This window comes from Synechococcus sp. WH 7805 (assembly GCF_000153285.1).
Classification (GTDB): domain Bacteria; phylum Cyanobacteriota; class Cyanobacteriia; order PCC-6307; family Cyanobiaceae; genus Synechococcus_C.
Genome location: NZ_CH724168.1, coordinates 674360 through 692415 on the forward strand (window position 1 = coordinate 674360; position 18056 = coordinate 692415).

Consider the following 18056-nt stretch of genomic DNA (forward strand, 5'->3'; position numbering starts at 1 on the left):
CACAATCCCGCACATCATTCACCCTATCGGGATTAGCAAGAGTGAAGCCTTAGCGAACAAAGAGCATCTCCCGGTAAGAGGGCAAGGGCCAGCGATCATCATCCACGAGTTCCTCCAAGCCATCCACAGCCTCACGCAACTGCTGCAGACGGGGAAGGATCACACCCGCGCAGTGGTTCATGGCTGCGGCGGTGTCTCCGCTATGTAATTGATGCAAGTCCCCTTCCAGAGCCGTTGCATGGTCGTCCATACGCCCGTGCAGCAAAGCGATCTGGTGAAGAACACGGGTTTCAGGCTGAAGTCCGAGAGCCTGTTGCTGCTGAAGGCTGCGTGCCAAACCGCTCAGATGCTTCTGAACAGCAGGACTGATCTGCGTACGCACCATGGAGAGAGCCACCTTGGCCTCCACTTCGATCGCGAGGGAATACTGCTCTCCATACACCTCATAACGGCTTTCCATCTCCACAGGTGAAATCACCCCATGCCGCTGGAACAGGCTTCTCACCTCCTCCCGGCGCAGCACCGGCAGTGCTTCAGCGGTATTGCGGAGATTTTCCAGGCCACGATCATCGGTCGCTTCCCGATGCCACGCGTCGGAATAGCCATCACCGCCGAACACAACGGCACCATGCAACTCCATGATCTGCCGGAGCACTGACGCCGCCGACTGTTCGAGACTCTGGCCAGAGCCCATTTCAGCGTCGAGGCGATCGCTGATCCATTCCAGAGAATCAGCCAACACAGTATTCATGGCCACAAGAGGGCCAGCAACAGACTGGCCGGAGCCAACCGCTCGGAACTCAAATCGGTTTCCGGTGAAGGCAAAGGGGGATGTGCGGTTGCGATCTCCGGCATCTTTGGGGAATTCAGGAAGAGAATCCACACCGAGACACATGACTCCGCCACTGGAGCTTCCTGTGACCTCGCCCTGTTGAATCTGCTGAAAGACCTTCTCCAGCTGCTGTCCGAGATAAACGGAAATAATCGCCGGAGGGGCTTCATTTGCGCCAAGGCGATGGTCATTGCCTGCCGTGGCCACAACAGCACGCAACAAAGGGCCATTGCAGTGCACACCACGGATGACCGCGGCGCAGAACAACAGGAATTGAAGGTTGTCGTGGGGAGTATGTCCGGGATCCAGAAGGTTGCCCTGGGTGCTGTTGCCAACCGACCAGTTCACATGCTTCCCAGACCCGTTGATCCCAGCAAAGGGCTTCTCATGAAGCAGGCAGGTGAAGCCATGACGCTTAGCGGTGCTGCGCAGCGTCGACATGATCAGTTGCTGATGATCCGTCGCGACATTGGCGGCTTCATAAACCGGCGCGATCTCGAACTGACCGGGCGCAACTTCGTTGTGTCGAGTTTTGGCTGGAATTCCCAGTCTGTAAAGCTGATTTTCAACGTCCTGCATGAACACCTGCACCCGTTCCGGAATCGCACCGAAATAGTGATCATCGAATTGCTGCCCCTTGGGTGATGCCGCGCCGAACAGCGTGCGACCCGCGAGAAGGAGGTCGGGCCTGAGGGTGGCGAACTGAGTATCCACCAGGAAATATTCCTGCTCGGCGCCACAGGAGCTGTTGACAGGGGCCACATCCACATTGCCAAGGATGCGAAGCAGCCTCTGCGCCTGCCGGTTCATGGCGGCATTCGAGCGGAGCAGCGGTGTCTTTTTGTCGAGGGCCTCACCTGTCCAGCTCACAAACACTGTGGGAATGCAGAGCGTCACCCCATTGGGAGTGCGCATTAGGTAGGCCGGACTGGTGATGTCCCAGGCCGTGTACCCCCGGGCCTCAAAGGTGGAACGGATACCTCCATTGGGGAAGGAGCTGCCATCAGGTTCACCCTGCACGAGGAGCTTGCCTGAGAACTCATGGATCGCCTGACCATCACCTTGCGGGCTGATGAAACCGTCGTGCTTCTCCGCAGTGGAGTTGGTGAGGGGATAAAAGACGTGGGCGTAGTAATGCGCGCCCTTGGACACAGCCCAGTCCTTCATCGATTGAGCGACGACATCCGCCACATCGAGATCGAGACGCCCGCCATCACGGATCACTCGACGAACAGCCTTATAAGACTCCTTTGGGAGAGCACTCTTCATCCTTGCGAGCGTGAACACATCGCTGGCCCAAATGTCTTCAAGGGGTTGTGCAGGGGCACAATCCACAGGAGTGCGCTGCTGGATGGCCTGAAGAGCAGCCAGACGGGCGGGATGGGGCATGGTGAGGAACCCGCAGAACAGCGGGATGGGGCTCGTTAATCCGACGCTAAGCCGCCGACCTCCGAACAGCAGGAAGCCGCAGACTGGTGAACCACGAGAGGAAGACAAGGAGAGATGAAGTCCAGAGGCAGGCCTGCATCCCTGAGGAGGGAGTTCCACCGATCAGAAACACGGCACCGGAAAGCAAGGTTCCAACCAGACGGCCTGCCGCATTCGCCATGTAATAGAAGCCCACATTGAGGCTCACGTTCTCCTCATCGGTGTAAGCCAGCACCATGTACGAGTGAATCGAGGAGTTCATCGCGAAGACGACTCCAAAAGCCGCCAAACCGCCCACGATCGCGACCGCCACATCAACCTCACGAAGAAGGGCGATGGCAATGAGCGCGGGAATTGCGGTGAGAACCGCACTCCAAAACTGCACAGCAGACGCCCCGGGACTTTCACGCTGTCCCCAGAGGCGACGCAGCCCGGGGGCTGTGCCCTGCACGATCCCGTAACCAATCACCCAGAGGCCGAGGAAGCCGCCGATTTCCCAGAACCCCCAGCCAAGGGAGGCTTCCAGAAACACCGGAAGTGCCACCACAAACCACACATCGCGGGCACCGAACAAAAAGAAACGAGCGGCCGAAAGCACATTGATGCCTTGGCTCTTCGAAAACAGAGACGAAAACGCAGGCTTGGCCTTCATTTTTCCGATCTCGCCCGGCAACACCAGAGTGACGAGAAAAGCCAGTGCCAGACCTGCAGCCATCCAGGCCACGGCAGCATTGAAACTCAATGCTGTGAGCAGAACTCCGCCAAGGAAAAAACCAACCCCCTTGAGAGCATTTTTGGAACCGGTGAGGATCGCCACCCACTTAAATAATTGCTTCTCACCTTTTTGAGCATCATCTGGGGTTTCGGGAACCACCGTTTTAATGGCGCTCTTGGCGCTCATCTTGTTGAGATCCTTGGCAATCCCACTGATCGCCTGAGCAACCATTACGTACACCACGCTCAGGAGCTTTGGCCAGGATTCCGCGACGGGAACCAGCATCAACAACGCAAAGATCTGCAGAAGCGTCCCGACCCAAAGGGTGAGACGTAATCCATAACGAGCTCCGATCCAGCCTCCATAGAGATTGGTGAGAACCCCGAAGAATTCATAAAAGAGAAATAGAAAGGCGATCTCGAGGGTGGAGTATCCGAGCTCGTGAAAATGGAACACAACCAACATGCGCAAGGCGCCGTCAGTGAGGGTGAACGCCCAATAATTGGCCGTCACAATTCCGTACTGCTGCAGAGCGGAGAGCTTCATGCCTCACTCTCCACAACATGGCAAGTGAGATCAGCCATTCTCGAGCTGTAACCCCATTCGTTGTCATACCAAGCGAACACTTTCAACTGAGTGCCATCAACAACCATCGTGGACAGCGCATCAATGATCGAACTGCGATTGTCGTTGGTGTAATCACAAGACACCAAAGGGCGCTCCTCGTAACCCAGGATCCCCTTGAGTTGACCTTCCGCAGCAGCCTTGAACGCTGCATTCACCTCTTCAACCGTGACGCTGTGCTTGAGCTCGAACACGGCATCGGTGAGGGAACCATTGAGCAGCGGTACACGGACCGCATGACCATTGAGCTTGCCCTTGAGCTCAGGGAAGATCATCGCGATCGCCTTGGCCGATCCGGTCGTGGTGGGGATCAGTGAGGTGAGGCCAGAGCGGGCCCGTCGCAGATCACTCTTGAAGGCATCGATCGGCACCTGGGTGTTGGTGATGTCGTGAATGGTGGTGATCATTCCGTGCTCAATGCCGAAGCTCTCATGCACCACCTTCACCACAGGCGCCAGGCAGTTGGTGGTGCAGGAGGCCGCGGTCACCAACCGGTTCCGATCGGGCTCGTAAAGGTGATGGTTGATGCCGTAAACAATGTTGAGAGCTTCCGCACCGGCAACGACACCCTTCACAGGGCAAGCCACAACAACACGTTTCAGCCCTACCCGCTCGAAATAGGGGTTGAGGGTCTCTGGCGTTTTGATCTTGCCGCTGGCCTCCAGCACCATCTCCACCCCGCGCTCAGACCAAGGCACAGCGGTGGGATCTTTCTCACTCGACCATGTCAGAAGGGCCCCCTCCACGGTGAATCCCTCAGCGCTACTGCTGATCGCGCGATCCCAGCGGCCATGGACCGAGTCAAACTCCAGAAGATGAGCGGCGGTTGCGGCATCACCGGCGGGGTCATTGACGTGAACCAGTTCGATGCCGGGTCGCCCCCACAGCGCTCTGAACACAAGGCGACCGATGCGCCCGAAGCCATTGATGCCGATCCGCATGAGATCAAAGGGCTCGATCGCCCGAAAAGATCAAACTATCTTGATTGATCAACATTGATTGATGCAACCACCTGGTTCCCAGGACGAACCCGATGGGCAGCCTCATGGGTCGCGCTCGACGGACAAGAACGCTTGAACACAATGAGCTTGCAGGCAACGCCGATGCCTAGCAAAATTTTCAGAAGTGAATTGAATCGCCAATGAACGTGAGTCATCTCCTCTGGACTGTTCTGGGCGGCGCAGCAATCACCTTGGTGCTGTCCTACCTATTGCGACGAGTTTTACCTCAACTCACTCGCAAAACAAAAGGCGATTTTGACGATTTAGCGATCAGCGCACTCGCGGATGCCGTCATCCCCATCGGCATCATCATCATCCTGGTTCTCACCGAGCAGGATCTTGGCCTAGCCAGCAACTTAAAGGTGGCCTATGGCGTCGGCCTGCGGACCGTCGTCACAATCGTGATGGTCCGCTACGCGAATCGAGTCGCCTCCCGATTCCTCACCATTGCCGCGAGGCGCTCTGGAGGGGAAGAGCTGCAACAGCTGCTCACAAGCCTTCTGCCTTTGCTTAGAGCTTTGGTGTGGATCGTCGGAATCTTGGCCCTCCTCCAAAGCCTGGGCGTGAAAATGACCGTGATCTGGGGTCTGCTCAGCGCCGGCGGCATTGGCATCGGCCTCGCCCTGAAAGAACCCGCCCAAGAACTTTTTGCTTACCTCATGATTCTTCTGGACAAGCCCTTCACTCTGGGGCAAACAATCCAGTCAGGATCGATGACGGCAACGGTGGAAAAGATTGGAGTTCGATCCACTCATTTACGAAGCCTGCGTGGTGAGCTTGTGGTGATGAACAACTCCACTCTCACGGAAAACACAATTCAGAATTTTGCTGAAATGAATCAGCGACGAATGATTTACTCCATTGGCGTCACATACGACACGACCGTGGAACAGATGAAAGCGATTCCGGCGATGATTGAAGCCATTATCGCCCAGCAGGAACACAGCACCTTCTCCCGTTGTCATTTCACTGAATTCGGAGACTCCAGCCTGAATTTCGAGCTTGCTTACTACATCGATACACGCGATTACACCGTCGCCCTCAATGATCAGCAGGCGATCAATCTCAAAATCATGCAATCCTTTGAAGATATGGGCATCGAATTCGCATTCCCGAGCCAAACCGTTTACCTGGAAAGCGATTCAGGGCTGAACAAGGAATCCTGAACAAGTTGCAGACCTGCAGACAATCCCTCGAAACTGGCCCACTTACGCTGGCATGAATGCCGACGTAGTCCATGACGTCCTCCGTGGACAAAGTGCTCAATTTGGATAGCGACCAAGCTCAGAGCCTGCTCAAAGCACTCTCAGACCCCCTGCGACTCCGCATACTCGATCAGCTGTCCACCGGCGAGCGCTGCGTGTGTGACCTAACAGAGGCTCTGACCTTGTCCCAGTCACGCCTTTCATTTCACCTCAAAGTCATGAAGGAAGCAGGTCTGCTAGGGGATCGTCAAAGCGGACGCTGGGTGTACTACCGCATTCGAACTGAAGCCCTGAACGCGCTGCAGGGATGGCTTCACGAGCTCACTCGCTCCTGCGAAACACCGGCCAACAGCTGCAGCGACTAATCCTGATGGATCTCTCCAGTCCCGACGCAAGGCTGTTTTTTCCAGCGACGCAACGCAATAGGAGGCCGATCGGGGATGTCCTGGCCGAGACTCTCCCCCCGAAGGGACTCATTCTCGAACTGGCCAGTGGATCGGGCGAACACGGCGTTGCCTTTCAAAAGCGATTTCCCCAGATCACCTGGCAGTGCAGTGATCCAGACCGTAATCACTGCCGCAGCATCAGCGCATGGATCAGCAAAGAAGGACTGACCACTGTGATGCCGCAGCCTTTGTCATTGGATGTGTGCTCCCATGACTGGTTAACGCATGGTTCAGAGGCTCCGGTCATGGTTGTGGCTGTGAACCTGCTCCACATCTCCCCCTGGGAGTGCACACGATCTCTCATGCAGGGATCCGTCCGCCACCTGAAACCAGGAGGGAAGCTCTTGATTTACGGCCCATTTCGGGTCAGTGGAAAGCATGTGAGCGAAAGCAATCAACGCTTCGACGACGCGTTGCAGGAACGCGATCCGAGCTGGGGAGTCCGCGAGCAGGAGGCTGTGGTCGAGGAGGCCCGGAAAGCCGGACTCGCCCTTCAAGACATTCGCTTAATGCCCTCAAACAATCGAATCATCCTGCTTGAACGATGAGAGCGTGAGCATTAATCCAGCTCAAAGCACCCCTAGAGACACCCAGCAGCTACTCACAAGTTGCTCAGCAGCATCTCTAGGCTAAATTTGACTCACTCCAATCTCCCGTCGTATGGCTGTCCCACGGGAAAACCAGGTGAAGCTGACGGTCTCTGTTCCGCCAAGCCTTCACGTCTTGCTGCGCAGCTGGGCTCTCTGCGAAGGTCGCGAGCTCACCAGTGTTGTCTTGCAGTGCGTGGAACTGTCTGTACGCCAGCTAAAAAGCAACGGCTCCATCCCTGCCGGCGCGATCCGCAATTACGAAATGGCGTGCGAAGAGCGCCTGACCGCTGGAGGAGCACTGTCATGACCCTCAAGCAAGCCTCACTCGAGCAGGCGTTGCTGGCTCCGTGCATGGAAGCGGTGATCGCCGTGACCGAGCGGTATCAATTTCTGGAGGATCACCGAGGAGCGCGCGTTTTCACCGCTTACAGGGAGATCGACCACGTGATCCAGCTCGGCTTCAGTGAAGACCTCAGTGGGCAGACCCGGATTGATCTGGAGGAACGGGGGTTTCAAATCCTGGAAGCGCGGGAGGGAACCCGACGGGAACATCGCCTGCTGATGCTCACCTTGAAGGAAATCGGCTACGCGCCTCAGTACAGCAATGGGTACTACCAGGCCTCGAAAGGCCTGCTTCGCCATCTACGCAACCTCGGATGGCCCCTTGGTGAGCTTGCTCAACTGCTCAAAAGCCAGCACACTCACTGATCACGCCGCCGACGGCGGATTCCGCGCCCGCTGAAATCCCAATCCAAGGGCGACAGTTCACCGGTTCAGCATCTCGCCACGACTCAGAACGTGTCTCCGATACCAGGGCCATACCAACCGTCCGGCCAGAAATCATCGTCGTAATCCACACTCCACTGATCTTTGGGAATGGGCCCCGATGAGGGTTGACTGCCATCCAGGCAGCCATCAGGCGTGGTGAAACCGCTGGAAAATGCTTCACAGGTCACCGAATCCTTCTGTGCAAGAACTGGTGTCGCCTGAAGTGCGGCGGCCAAGACAACAATGAACACGCGCATGCCCGATCTCACATCTCAAGCAAGTCTGATAGGCCTCAGCCCAAGGTGAGCTGTGCCTGCAACTCCAGACCTGCCCAGCTCTGGAGAGCACCCCACGACCGGACCCGCTGCTCGATCCAGTGATGCCCGTCACTGTTGAGATGGATGCCGTCAGGCTCAATCCAGGCCAGCCACCCCGGCTCTGCCTGCATCGCCGCGTGGAGAGGCATGAAGGGAACATCCACCTCGAGGCAAGCCTCTTCAATTTGGGCTTCATGCACAGCGATGTCGTTGTTGCTGTACCAGAGACAGTCAGCAAACGGCATCACCTGTTCATCCACCGGCGACAGTCCCAGAACAAACACCTGGGTTCGAGCCGTCATGGCGTGAAGCATCTGTTCGAACCCGAAGCGCAAGGCCTGAGCATCAAGTGGTTGCCGGCCGTCGGCACGACCAACCCTGGCTGAATCATTCAGGCCCACCGCCACCAGCAAAGCCTTCGGATGTTGGCGTCGCAGCTCCCCACGACAGGCCCATTCATCCTCCCATCGTTGCGACACCGACTCGAGTCCGTCACCGCGAATCCCCAATGGATAGATCACAGGTGCATCCGGAAGCGCCATCCAGGAGCGCCGTAACCGCTCGCACCAGCCGCCACCCTCGGTGTCTCCCCAGCCGACCACGCCACTATCACCAATCACCACCAGTTGACGGGGATGGCGCATGGATTCAGTCACTCACAACGGGTGATCAGCTTTGCAGCCAGCGGTCCCGACACTGATCATTGAGCCACTCCCCGAGCAGGGTGATCAAGGCATAGGCCCCGATCAACACCAAAACAGCATCCCAGTGGAAGGAACTGAGCGATTCCAGCAACTGCCAGCCCAGTCCACTTCCACCGATCAGGCCCACCACAACGGTCTCCCGCAGGATCACATCACTGCGATAGGCCCCATAGGCCAAGTATCCGGGGCTGCGCGGCGTGAACAGGCCATAGAGCCAGCTGAGCCGTGCAGAAGCTCCCAACGCGCCCATGGCCTGTTGTTGATCAGCAGACTGCTGCTCCAATTCTTCGCGCAACAAACGTCCCATCACCCCGCCGTTGTGCAACCCGAGCGCCAACGCACCGATTGCAAGGGTTGGACGGTTGCTCAGCAGCAGAAGCAACACCGTGAGCGGTGGGGGGATGAGACGCATCAGAGCCCAAACAGCGTTGAGAACGACCTGCCACGGCCGTGAGGGGACCAACAACATCGCCAGCGGAGGAAGTCCTACCGCAATCCCAGCGGCCAGCACTGTGAGCAGGAGCGTCTCATAGATCAGCCGCAACCAGGGAAGTTCTGCAGCGGCCAGCATCAGACGGCCCCAATCCGGCAACGCCAGTCCCTGCCAGACGACACTGCCGGAATCCGGCAACAACACATGGAGCCAGGTGCTTCCTGTGATCCCCGCCACAATCACACCAGCGAGGAAGAGACACAGACGTCGCTGGCCTGCCTGGGCCTTGTGGGATTGACGTCGCCAAAGCGTGAGCAGGATCTCCAAAGAAACACTGAGAAGGCCAAGCAACCACAGCCCACTCCAAAGCTCTCTGAACTGCAGCGACTGCAGGCTGAGTTGCAGATCAGTGCCCAGGCCTCCCAGGCCAAACACACCCAGAAGCGTTGCACTTCGCAATGCGCACTCGAGTCGATACCCGCCATAACTCATCAACACTGTGCCCATGGCGGGGGACAGTGCGGTGCAACAAGCGGCGAGGGGGGGCGCACCGCCCTGCAGCAGTGCCTGAAGCCTGGATGGATCAAGCGCATCCAGCTGGTCGCGCCAAACGCGAGCGACCAGGGCCGCATAGGGAATCGTGATCGCGGCGACCGCCACCCAGGGATGCAGACCGAGAACCTGCAGAAGCAGCAGTCCCCAGATCAGCTCATGCACCGATCGAGGCAGTGCCAGGGAGCGGCGAAGGATCCACGCCGGCCAGGTTGGCCATCTCCACGTCTGCATGAGACGTTCTGAGGCAAAGCACCCAAGCAGCACCCCAAGAACCAGGCTGAGACTCCATCCAGCCAAAGCCATCGCCAGCGTGACCTGCAGAGCTCTCAATAGAGCTTTGAGCAGTAGTGGGTCGAGGGACGGATGAACCGCTGCAGAGAGAAACGCCATCCAGATTTCAACGCCACCGGCGTGAATCCCAGCGAGAACGGTGATCAAGACCGGCAGCAGTGCCAAGGCTGGCAGCACGGCGAGCGCGGGTGCACTGGGTCGGGGCAGAGCCATCACAGTGCGTAGAGATCCTGAAGCTCCCCAGGCGTCACAGCCCTTGCCGGTGCATCGATCAACAGACGTCCATCCCGCAGGGCCAGGACACGATCAAAACGATGAATCAGATCCGGTCGATGCAGCGACACCATCACCGCTTCCGCACCGTAGGCGAGGGAGCCATCAGCGTCTCGTTCCAGAAGGCGATCGAGCACTTCGGCGGCAATGGCTGGGTCCAGACTGGCCAAAGGCTCATCGGCAAGAACCAGAGACGGTTGTTGCCGGAACAACCGGGCCAGGGCAACCCGTTGTCGCTGTCCTCCCGACAGCCGTTTCACGGGGCGATCCAAACCTTCAGAGCCCAAAACCTGGGGCTCCAATCCAGCCTGGCGCAAGCACTGCAGACAGGGCTCTGAGCCAATGGTGAACAGAAGATTCGCCAACGCCCAGGGCAATCCACGCCGACCAAGGACGCCGGCATTGATGTTCTGCCCAACACTGAGTTCCTCAATCAAGCGCAGGTCTTGCCAGAGGGTGCCGATCTCACAGCGCTGACGGCGGTTGCGTTGCTGCAGACTCCTGCCTCGCCAGAGAACCGTTCCCTGTTGTGGGATCAGGGTGCCATTGATCACAGACATCAATGAGCTCTTGCCGGCGCCGCTGGGGCCCAAGAGAGCCACACGCTCTCCGCGGTGGACCTGCAGCGACAGGCTGATCAGCCGGTCTCTCTGCGAGCCGACCAACTGAACCTCTTCAAGCTGAAGCAGGGAACTCAACGAATTTTGCCGAGCTGGCGACCCACCGTTTCGATCGGCTTGTACTGGCTGGCATCAGCAGGAATGAAACGTTTGGCAGCGAAGAGCTCGAGAATCGTGGTCTGGCGGGGGGTGGTTGGCTGTAAAGCCAGGATCGCCTTCTGCAGGCGCGTTGTGAAACCCGAACCGAAGCGCTGATCAAGATCAGGGCGTGCAACCCAGTGGTAGTCAACATATTCAGGGGTTCGCCAGATCACAGCGACCTTGTCGGTGTTGACCCGACCCTCTTTGAGAGCGGACGTCCAGACCTGCTCATTCAAGGCACCTGCCTGGTACGCCCCGCTTTGCACCAAAGCGATGGTGGCGTCATGACTGCCGCTGAAGCCCGCCCGGCCTCCGCTGAACTGACTGGGAGTGACCCCGGCTTTCTCGAGGAAATGCTGCGGCATCAAACGGCCAGACGTTGAGCTCTCCGAGCCAAAGGCGAAGCGCTTCCCGCGCAAACTGGTGAGGCCGCCGATGGACTGGATCGGTTGGAGACCCGCTGAGGCATTGGCGATGAACACACTGCGGAAGCGAGCATCGATATCCCGCTGCGCCAAGACCTTGGCTCCGGGAGTCTGGAGACGGGCCTGAACCCCGGTCAGGCCACCGAACCAGACCAGATCCAAGCCACCGGTCCGGAAGGCACTAACAGCAGCGGGGTAGTTGCTCACCGGCACGTAGCGAACGGTCACCTTCAGACGGTCGCTGAGCTCATCAGCAAGCTGGCCATAGAGACGATTCAGTCGCTCGGGGTTCTGATCGGGAATGGCGCCGACGCGAAGCGCCGGTTTGGCCATGGACGGCAGGACCGTCAACCCCTGGCAAAGAGACAAAGCCAGAAGGGCGACGGCCCCTCGTTCTCGAATGGGCATGAACTGGTTTCTGGTGAAACGATCCTTCAGCAACTGCGAAAAAGGTGTCAATTCACAGCAAGCAGGCGGGCCAGTCGGGCCAAGCCATCTGTAATCGTCTCACGCGAGACCGCACAGGACACCCGTACACAGCGGTCGTCACCGAAGGCGACTCCGGGAACGATCGCCAACCCTTCATCTTCCAGGGCCCTGCGGCAGAAACTCATTGAATCGCCGCACCCTTCAGGCAGCTGAGGGAATGCATAAAAGGCACCCTGGGGGGGGACCAGGGTGATACCGCTCATCGCCTGCAGGCCTGCCACGAGAAAGGATCGGCGGCGGTTGTAGCTCTCAGCCATCGTCTGAACGCAGTCCCGTGGAGCCGTCAGAGCGGCAATGGCTCCCTGCTGGGCAAAACTGCAGACATTGCTGGTGCTCTGGCTCTGGAGAGCGGATGCAGCTTTGATCACGGATTCAGGGCCGCTGAGATAACCCAGGCGCCATCCGGTCATCGCCCACCCCTTGGCGAAACCATTCACCATGAAACAGCGATCCTGAAGATCTGGAGCAAGAGACGCAAAGCTGTCGTGGGTCACGCCGTCGTCGAGCAGGTATTCATAGATCTCATCGCTCATCACCACAAGCCGAGGGTGACGACGCACCAGCTCAGCAATGGCTAACAGCTCATCGCGACTGAGCACACGGCCTGTCGGATTGCCAGGAGAATTGATAATCAGCACCCGGGAGGCCGGAGTGATCGCGGCTTCAAGCGCATTGAGATCCAGGCGGAAGCCATCGTCAGCCGACGAGGGAACAGCAACCGGACGGGCACCGGCGAGGCGGGCCATCTCCGGATAACTGAGCCAGTACGGCGCAGGAATCAAGACCTCGTCGCCGGGGTTCAGCAAAACCTGAAAAAGGTTGTAAATCGCCTGCTTCCCGCCATTGGTGACCAGAACCTCGGCCGCTGAGGTTGGAATGCCGTTCTCCTTACTGATCTTGCTGGCGATCAGCTCACGCAGGGTGGGATCCCCGGCAGCGGGACCGTAACGAGTCATGCCGTTCCTCAAGGCCTCAACAGAGGCCTCAACAATGAACTCAGGAGTATCGAAATCTGGCTCTCCGGCGCTGAGGCTGCAGATGTCGCGCCCCTCCTGTTGCAGGGCCTTGGCCCGAGCGCTGATCGCCAGCGTGAGCGAAGGCTGCAGGGCTTCGGCCCGGCTGGATAGAGAGAGCGGGCGTGACATCAGCGCGGCACCCCTCCAGTGGATGCGCAGGTACGAAAGAACTCATCCTGCCTGATGTGGTGTCACAGACAACCAAGCGCCAAGGCAGAAGGGCCTCGATCCGAGGGAGGACCATGGGGAAATGGACAACCCAAAGCCCTCCCTCAGCTGGGTCCTGGCCGCACGGGACCCTCAGAGACTGGCAGCGTTTTATGCCGGTCTTCTTCAGACCAGAGCCCAATCGGGCCTGGCTGAACACCACTGGATCGTTCCCTTACCGGAGGGAGGGTCGCTGCAGATCTACACCCCATCACGACGTCGCCCCTGGCCGGCCTCAGGCGCCGTGCTGGCACCTTGCCTTCAACGGATCACACGCCACAACCCCCTGCAGGAACTTTGCTCCTGGCGAGATGAGGTCATCGCTCTGGGCGGATCCAGTGCGGAAGAACCCCGCCAAGAATCATTCGGCGCAGAAAGCTGGCTCAAGGATCCTGAGGGTCAACGCTTTTTGCTGCTGGTCACTCAATCAAAAGAATCACCCGAGGAAGCGAAGTGAAAGCTCTCGACGCCTTAAACAGCCAATGTGCAGCCTGCCGGCGCTGTGATCTCGCTCATCATCGGCAAAAGGCAGTGGTTGGCAGGGGAAACCCCGGGTCCGATCTGATGCTGATCGGTGAAGCACCCGGAGCCGACGAGGACAGCCTGGGGCTGCCCTTCGTCGGCCGCTCAGGCCGGCTGCTCAGTGCGCTGCTCAAGGAAGCAGAACTGGATGAAGACCAAGACCTCTACATCTGCAACGTGATCAAGTGCAGGCCCCCCAACAACCGAAAGCCCACGCTTGAGGAGATCAGACAATGCAGACCCTGGCTAGAGGAACAACTCGAGCTCGTGAACCCTTCCTTGGTGCTGATGGCTGGAGCAACGGCTCTTAAGGCGCTGCTAGGGATCAAAAGCGGGATCAGCAAGCTGAGAGGTCAGTGGCACGAGCAGGAGGGAAGGGCCTTCATGCCGGTGTTTCATCCCTCCTATCTCTTGCGGTTTCAATCGCGGGAAGCAGGATCCCCCCAGGCCCTCACCCTCCAGGATTTGCAGGAAGCGAAACGCAGGCTTAGCGCACAAGGGGGATAGGTATGCCATGGTTTGGCCAAGGTCCCTGAACGATCCATGACCGGCACCCTGGCCACCGCTTCTCAGACCGGCAATGACACCGCTCGGAGTCAGCGGTACGACACGGTGATTCACCGGCGTCGGACCCGCACCGTCATGGTGGGCGACGTGCCGATCGGCAGTGAGCACCCGGTCGCCGTTCAGTCGATGATCAATGAAGACACCCTTGATATCGAGGGTGCCGTGGCTGGCATCCGAAGGCTCGCCGATGCCGGCTGCGAGATCGTTCGCGTCACCACGCCCTCCATGGCGCACGCCAAGGCCATGGGAGACATCCGCGCAGCCCTCCGATCGCAGGGCTGTGGTGTTCCTCTTGTTGCGGACGTGCATCACAACGGCATCCGCATCGCCCTTGAAGTGGCAAAGCACGTTGACAAGGTGCGCATCAACCCGGGGCTGTTCGTGTTCGATAAACCCGACCCGGATCGGCAGGACTTCAGCCGTGAAGAATTTCAGGCGATTGGTCAACGCATCAAGGACGACTTCGCTCCCCTTGTGGAAGTCCTCAAGACGCAGAACAAGGCCCTTCGCATCGGCGTGAACCATGGATCACTGGCCGAACGGATGCTGTTCACCTACGGCGATACACCGGAGGGAATGGTCGAATCCGCCATGGAGTTTGTGCACCTCTGCGATGAACTCGACTTCCACAACATCGTGATCTCGATGAAAGCGTCCCGGGCCCCGGTAATGCTGGCGGCTTATCGCCTGATGGCCGACACCCTGGATCGTGAGGGCTTCCACTACCCCCTTCACCTCGGGGTGACGGAAGCGGGTGATGGGGACTACGGCCGGATCAAAAGCACCGCCGGGATCGCCACACTCCTGGCCGAGGGCCTCGGAGACACGATCCGTGTGTCTCTCACCGAAGCACCTGAGAAAGAGATACCCGTCTGCTTTTCAATCCTTCAAGCCCTCGGATTGCGCAAAACGATGGTCGAATACGTGGCTTGCCCAAGCTGCGGTCGCACTTTGTTTAATCTTGAGGAGGTTCTAAATCAGGTTCGGGATGCCACATCCCACCTGACCGGTCTCGACATTGCTGTGATGGGTTGCATCGTGAATGGCCCAGGTGAGATGGCCGATGCCGACTACGGTTACGTCGGCAAGACCCCTGGAGTCATTTCCCTCTATCGAGGGCGTGATGAGATCCGAAAGGTGCCGGAAACCGAAGGAGTTGAAGCGCTGATCCAGATCATCAAGGACGACGGACGCTGGGTGGATCCCGACTGATGTCGTTACTGTGAGCTATCAGTCCTCTAGGACGTTATGCCCACTCCCCGACTGCGCCCTGAGCACTCCCATCGCCAAGGCATTCTGCTGATTCTTGGTGCCGGAGGCATCGCAGCCGCCGTGGCGATCGCGGCACCGGGTCTGGGCCTTCCCAGTACAAATTCATCGTCGATTACTGACAGCCCGAAGGAGGTCATTGACCAGGTCTGGCAGATCGTCTATCGCGACTACCTGGATTCCACCGGCAACTACTCACCGGAGCGCTGGACACGCCTGCGCCGTGACCTGCTGACCAAGAATTACGCAGGCACCGATGAGTCGTATGAAGCGATTCGGGGAATGTTGGCCAGCCTCGACGATCCCTACACGCGCTTTTTGGACCCCAAAGAGTTCAAACAGATGCAGATTGACACCTCAGGTGAACTCACCGGGGTGGGCATTCAGATCACTCTCGACAAGGACACCAAGGAAATCGTGGTGGTGTCGCCGATCGAAGGAACTCCGGCATCGAAAGCTGGTGTTCTACCTAAGGACGTGATCGTTTCGGTCGACGGCAAGACAACCAAGGGGATGACCACCGACGACGCGGTGAAGCTGATCCGCGGCAAAGAAGGCAGTGAAGTCACCCTCGGTCTGCGCCGAAAGGGAGAGGTGGTCATCGTTCCCCTCAAACGGGCCCGCATCGAGATCAACGCCGTCGAGAGTCGGCTGAATACCAGTGCAGACGGCACAAAGGTGGGCTACATCCGCCTCAAGCAGTTCAATGCCAAAGCCTCCCGGGAGATGAGGGCGGCGATCCGGAAACTTGAGCAGAAGGGTGCCCAAGGCTTTGTCCTTGATCTGCGGAGCAATCCTGGTGGCCTTCTGGAAGCCAGCGTGGACATCGCCCGCCAATGGCTCGACGAAGGCACGATTGTCAGTACCAAAACACGCGATGGCATTCAGGACATCCGCCGGGCCACCGGGAATGCGGTGACGGATCGTCCCGTGGTGGTGCTTGTGAATGAGGGATCCGCCAGCGCCAGCGAGATCCTCTCGGGAGCACTTCAAGACAACAAACGAGCGGTCCTCGTTGGTCAGAAGACCTTCGGCAAAGGATTGGTTCAGTCGGTCCGGGGGCTTTCGGATGGCTCCGGACTCACCGTCACGATCGCCAAATACCTCACCCCGAAAGGAACGGACATTCACAAGAACGGGATCCGTCCTGATGTACCGGTCGAACTAAGCGAAAGGGAGATTCAATCGCTCACGGTTGATCAGCTGGGAACGGGCAAAGACAGTCAATACCGGGCAGCGGAAACCACGCTGATCAAAGCCCTGCGCTCCCCGGAACGTGGCCAGGCGTTCCAACCGGGCAGCGCCAATCTCCAGTCAGCGCTTCAACGGTAGGGATAGAGACCAAAGCCTTCCATCGCACTGCGACTCGAGCCGAAACGCGGCCGCTCGCTCACGGGAACGACCCCCGAGTAAGGCGAAATAGTCCTTGTTTCCTGAATCCGGTTCACCATCGCCGCACAGCCACCTGCAGCACCAATGGCTTGGTCGACCCGTCTTAAGGGGATGCGTCGGCCCCACTGGGCATCCCACCCCCAGACGTCTCCCTGACGCGAGAGCATGCTGCGAGCCTGGTCGCGGCTGATCTGACCTTCACGCAACAAGCAGGTCGCTGTGGCTAGGGATGCCAGCTGGAGCGAAAAGGTCTTGTCAACGCTGGGCGCAGCAATGCCGACCGGAAAACCGCCAACGGGCATGCCGATCGGCATGCTGCTTCCGCCAGCGGCGAACTGACCGAGTGCGGCCGCAGCAAGTTGCATGAGAAGTGAATCCATTTGAAAAAAGATGAAAGAACAAGGGGGTCTCCAGAGCCGAAGCCCCCTTAGATGTGAACCTGCGATCCGCAATACCGGTCAAACAGCTCGAGAACCTGCTGGGACGGAAGCTTCGCGGTGTACCGAGCCTCCAGCTCTGCCAGTTGCTGTCCCAGGGGGTAGGCACGCATGGAACGGATCTCGGCGGGATGACTGCGCACGAGGGCGGCCGCCATTGCCCGGTGATGCCGCTGGTCGGTGATCAACCCACCGGCGCACTGCTGCATGCGATGAGTGGCCTCATGGGCCAGGGTGTCCCACACCTGAGACGGGGTCTGATGGGATCGGCACACCACCAGAGTGTCACTCCTGGGGTGATAAAAGCCCTGCAAACCGCTGCGAGAGCAGTCTTGTTGAATGACACGCACACCGGCGCTGGTCAGCCGTCCCCGCAAGGCATCGATGGCATCCCAGGAGGAGGCGCGCGCGGGCAGAACGCTCAGAACAAAACCAGAAACTCCGACCAACAGAAAGGATTGACACCTTGAAGGCAAGGACATGGACCGCTGCAAGGGACTCGGCCACCCTCGGACGGAGCATTAAAAAAACCATCCCCCAGTTGGGGGATGGTTTAGGGAATATGACGAATCAAAAAAAACGTTCAGGCGACCGGTTGCATCAAGCCGCCACCAGGAGAAGAGTCATCGTCGTCATTTTGGGAATCGTCCTGCCAAAGAGCAAAGATGCCAAGGGCAGCTGCCCCAACGAGGCTTGACAAAAGTCCGAAGGAGCCAACGGAACTGATCGGATCGATGAATTCGCCCATGGTTCCAAATATCTGAAGTGACTGTAACGAAGAATTGCGCA

21 protein-coding genes are annotated in these 18056 nt (G+C 58.6%); 9 read left to right on the plus strand and 12 right to left on the minus strand.

All coding sequences use genetic code 11. The features are described 5' to 3' along the window. Nucleotides 1-49: 49 nt before the first annotated feature. From WH7805_RS03700 to WH7805_RS03710, 3 genes are read right to left on the minus strand one after another with little or no spacing between them, the layout of a single operon-like run. Nucleotides 50-2221, minus strand: a complete 2172-nt coding sequence (locus tag WH7805_RS03700) for a glutamine synthetase III (RefSeq protein ID WP_006041635.1) — start codon at nt 2219-2221, stop codon at nt 50-52. Between the two features lie 46 nt (nt 2222-2267). Then, nucleotides 2268-3521 (minus strand): organoarsenical effux MFS transporter ArsJ, encoded by a 1254-nt coding sequence (gene arsJ, locus WH7805_RS03705; RefSeq protein WP_006041636.1) that lies wholly within the window; start codon nt 3519-3521, stop codon nt 2268-2270. After that, nucleotides 3518-4540 (minus strand): ArsJ-associated glyceraldehyde-3-phosphate dehydrogenase, encoded by a 1023-nt coding sequence (locus WH7805_RS03710; RefSeq protein WP_006041637.1) that lies wholly within the window; start codon nt 4538-4540, stop codon nt 3518-3520. Before WH7805_RS03710 ends, arsJ begins: the two co-directional genes overlap by 4 nt. A 200-nt stretch (nt 4541-4740) precedes the next feature. On the opposite strand from WH7805_RS03710, the gene WH7805_RS03715 reads away from it, so the two are divergent. The 5 genes from WH7805_RS03715 (at nt 4741) to WH7805_RS03735 (ending at nt 7549) form a co-directional block, all read left to right on the plus strand. Then, nucleotides 4741-5766, plus strand: a complete 1026-nt coding sequence (locus tag WH7805_RS03715) for a mechanosensitive ion channel family protein (RefSeq protein WP_006041638.1) — start codon at nt 4741-4743, stop codon at nt 5764-5766. Between the two features lie 71 nt (nt 5767-5837). Next, a complete protein-coding gene (locus tag WH7805_RS03720) occupies nt 5838-6170 on the plus strand; it encodes a helix-turn-helix transcriptional regulator (RefSeq protein WP_006041639.1) in 333 nt (110 codons plus the stop codon). Then, nucleotides 6113-6799: a DUF938 domain-containing protein gene (locus WH7805_RS03725; RefSeq protein WP_232198941.1), complete on the plus strand. Its 687-nt coding sequence runs from the start codon at nt 6113-6115 to the stop codon at nt 6797-6799. The genes WH7805_RS03720 and WH7805_RS03725 overlap by 58 nt, the downstream gene beginning before the upstream one ends. 112 nt (nt 6800-6911) lie before the next feature. Continuing rightward, nucleotides 6912-7148 carry a hypothetical protein gene (locus WH7805_RS03730; protein WP_006041641.1) on the plus strand — a complete coding sequence of 79 codons (237 nt, stop codon included), beginning with the start codon at nt 6912-6914 and terminating at the stop codon, nt 7146-7148. Further along, complete coding sequence (locus WH7805_RS03735; protein ID WP_006041642.1) at nt 7145-7549, plus strand: hypothetical protein; 405 nt, start codon at nt 7145-7147, stop codon at nt 7547-7549. Before WH7805_RS03730 ends, WH7805_RS03735 begins: the two co-directional genes overlap by 4 nt. A gap of 83 nt (nt 7550-7632) precedes the next feature. On the opposite strand, the gene WH7805_RS03740 is transcribed toward WH7805_RS03735, so the two are convergent. From WH7805_RS03740 to WH7805_RS03765, 6 genes are read right to left on the minus strand one after another with little or no spacing between them, the layout of a single operon-like run. After that, nucleotides 7633-7866, minus strand: a complete 234-nt coding sequence (locus WH7805_RS03740; protein ID WP_006041643.1) for a hypothetical protein — start codon at nt 7864-7866, stop codon at nt 7633-7635. 35 nt (nt 7867-7901) lie between these two features. Next, nucleotides 7902-8570 (minus strand): GDSL-type esterase/lipase family protein, encoded by a 669-nt coding sequence (locus tag WH7805_RS03745; RefSeq protein ID WP_006041644.1) that lies wholly within the window; start codon nt 8568-8570, stop codon nt 7902-7904. Between the two features lie 25 nt (nt 8571-8595). Beyond that, a complete protein-coding gene (locus WH7805_RS03750) occupies nt 8596-10122 on the minus strand; it encodes a hypothetical protein (protein ID WP_006041645.1) in 1527 nt (508 codons plus the stop codon). Further along, on the minus strand, nt 10122-10880 hold the full coding sequence (locus WH7805_RS03755; protein ID WP_006041646.1) for a phosphonate ABC transporter ATP-binding protein: 759 nt from the start codon (nt 10878-10880) through the stop codon (nt 10122-10124). Before WH7805_RS03755 ends, WH7805_RS03750 begins: the two co-directional genes overlap by 1 nt. Then, nucleotides 10877-11776 (minus strand): putative selenate ABC transporter substrate-binding protein, encoded by a 900-nt coding sequence (locus tag WH7805_RS03760; protein ID WP_038004991.1) that lies wholly within the window; start codon nt 11774-11776, stop codon nt 10877-10879. The genes WH7805_RS03755 and WH7805_RS03760 overlap by 4 nt, the downstream gene beginning before the upstream one ends. Before the next feature lie 47 nt (nt 11777-11823). After that, a complete protein-coding gene (locus tag WH7805_RS03765; protein ID WP_006041648.1) occupies nt 11824-13002 on the minus strand; it encodes a pyridoxal phosphate-dependent aminotransferase in 1179 nt (392 codons plus the stop codon). A 121-nt stretch (nt 13003-13123) separates the two neighbouring features. Here WH7805_RS03765 and WH7805_RS03770 point away from each other — a divergent pair, with 121 nt between their 5' ends. Genes WH7805_RS03770 through WH7805_RS03785 form a run of 4 tightly spaced genes read left to right on the plus strand, consistent with a single transcriptional unit; the run spans nt 13124 to nt 16770 of the window. After that, nucleotides 13124-13537, plus strand: coding sequence for a VOC family protein (locus WH7805_RS03770; RefSeq protein ID WP_006041649.1), 414 nt, complete (start codon nt 13124-13126; stop codon nt 13535-13537). Further along, nucleotides 13534-14109, plus strand: coding sequence for a uracil-DNA glycosylase (locus WH7805_RS03775; RefSeq protein WP_006041650.1), 576 nt, complete (start codon nt 13534-13536; stop codon nt 14107-14109). Before WH7805_RS03770 ends, WH7805_RS03775 begins: the two co-directional genes overlap by 4 nt. A 36-nt stretch (nt 14110-14145) precedes the next feature. After that, nucleotides 14146-15381 carry a (E)-4-hydroxy-3-methylbut-2-enyl-diphosphate synthase gene (gene ispG / locus WH7805_RS03780; RefSeq protein WP_006041651.1) on the plus strand — a complete coding sequence of 412 codons (1236 nt, stop codon included), beginning with the start codon at nt 14146-14148 and terminating at the stop codon, nt 15379-15381. Nucleotides 15382-15417: 36 nt separating this feature from the next. Continuing rightward, nucleotides 15418-16770: a S41 family peptidase gene (locus tag WH7805_RS03785; protein ID WP_006041652.1), complete on the plus strand. Its 1353-nt coding sequence runs from the start codon at nt 15418-15420 to the stop codon at nt 16768-16770. Here WH7805_RS03785 and WH7805_RS03790 read toward each other — a convergent pair. The 3 genes from WH7805_RS03790 to WH7805_RS14665 all read right to left on the minus strand — a co-directional run bounded on the left by WH7805_RS03790 (nt 16761) and on the right by WH7805_RS14665 (nt 18015). Further along, nucleotides 16761-17210: a hypothetical protein gene (locus WH7805_RS03790; protein WP_006041653.1), complete on the minus strand. Its 450-nt coding sequence runs from the start codon at nt 17208-17210 to the stop codon at nt 16761-16763. The genes WH7805_RS03785 and WH7805_RS03790 overlap by 10 nt on opposite strands. Before the next feature lie 47 nt (nt 17211-17257). Continuing rightward, nucleotides 17258-17716: a hypothetical protein gene (locus WH7805_RS03795; RefSeq protein WP_232198943.1), complete on the minus strand. Its 459-nt coding sequence runs from the start codon at nt 17714-17716 to the stop codon at nt 17258-17260. 134 nt (nt 17717-17850) lie between these two features. After that, a complete protein-coding gene (locus WH7805_RS14665) occupies nt 17851-18015 on the minus strand; it encodes a hypothetical protein (RefSeq protein WP_006041655.1) in 165 nt (54 codons plus the stop codon). Nucleotides 18016-18056 lie beyond the last annotated feature (41 nt).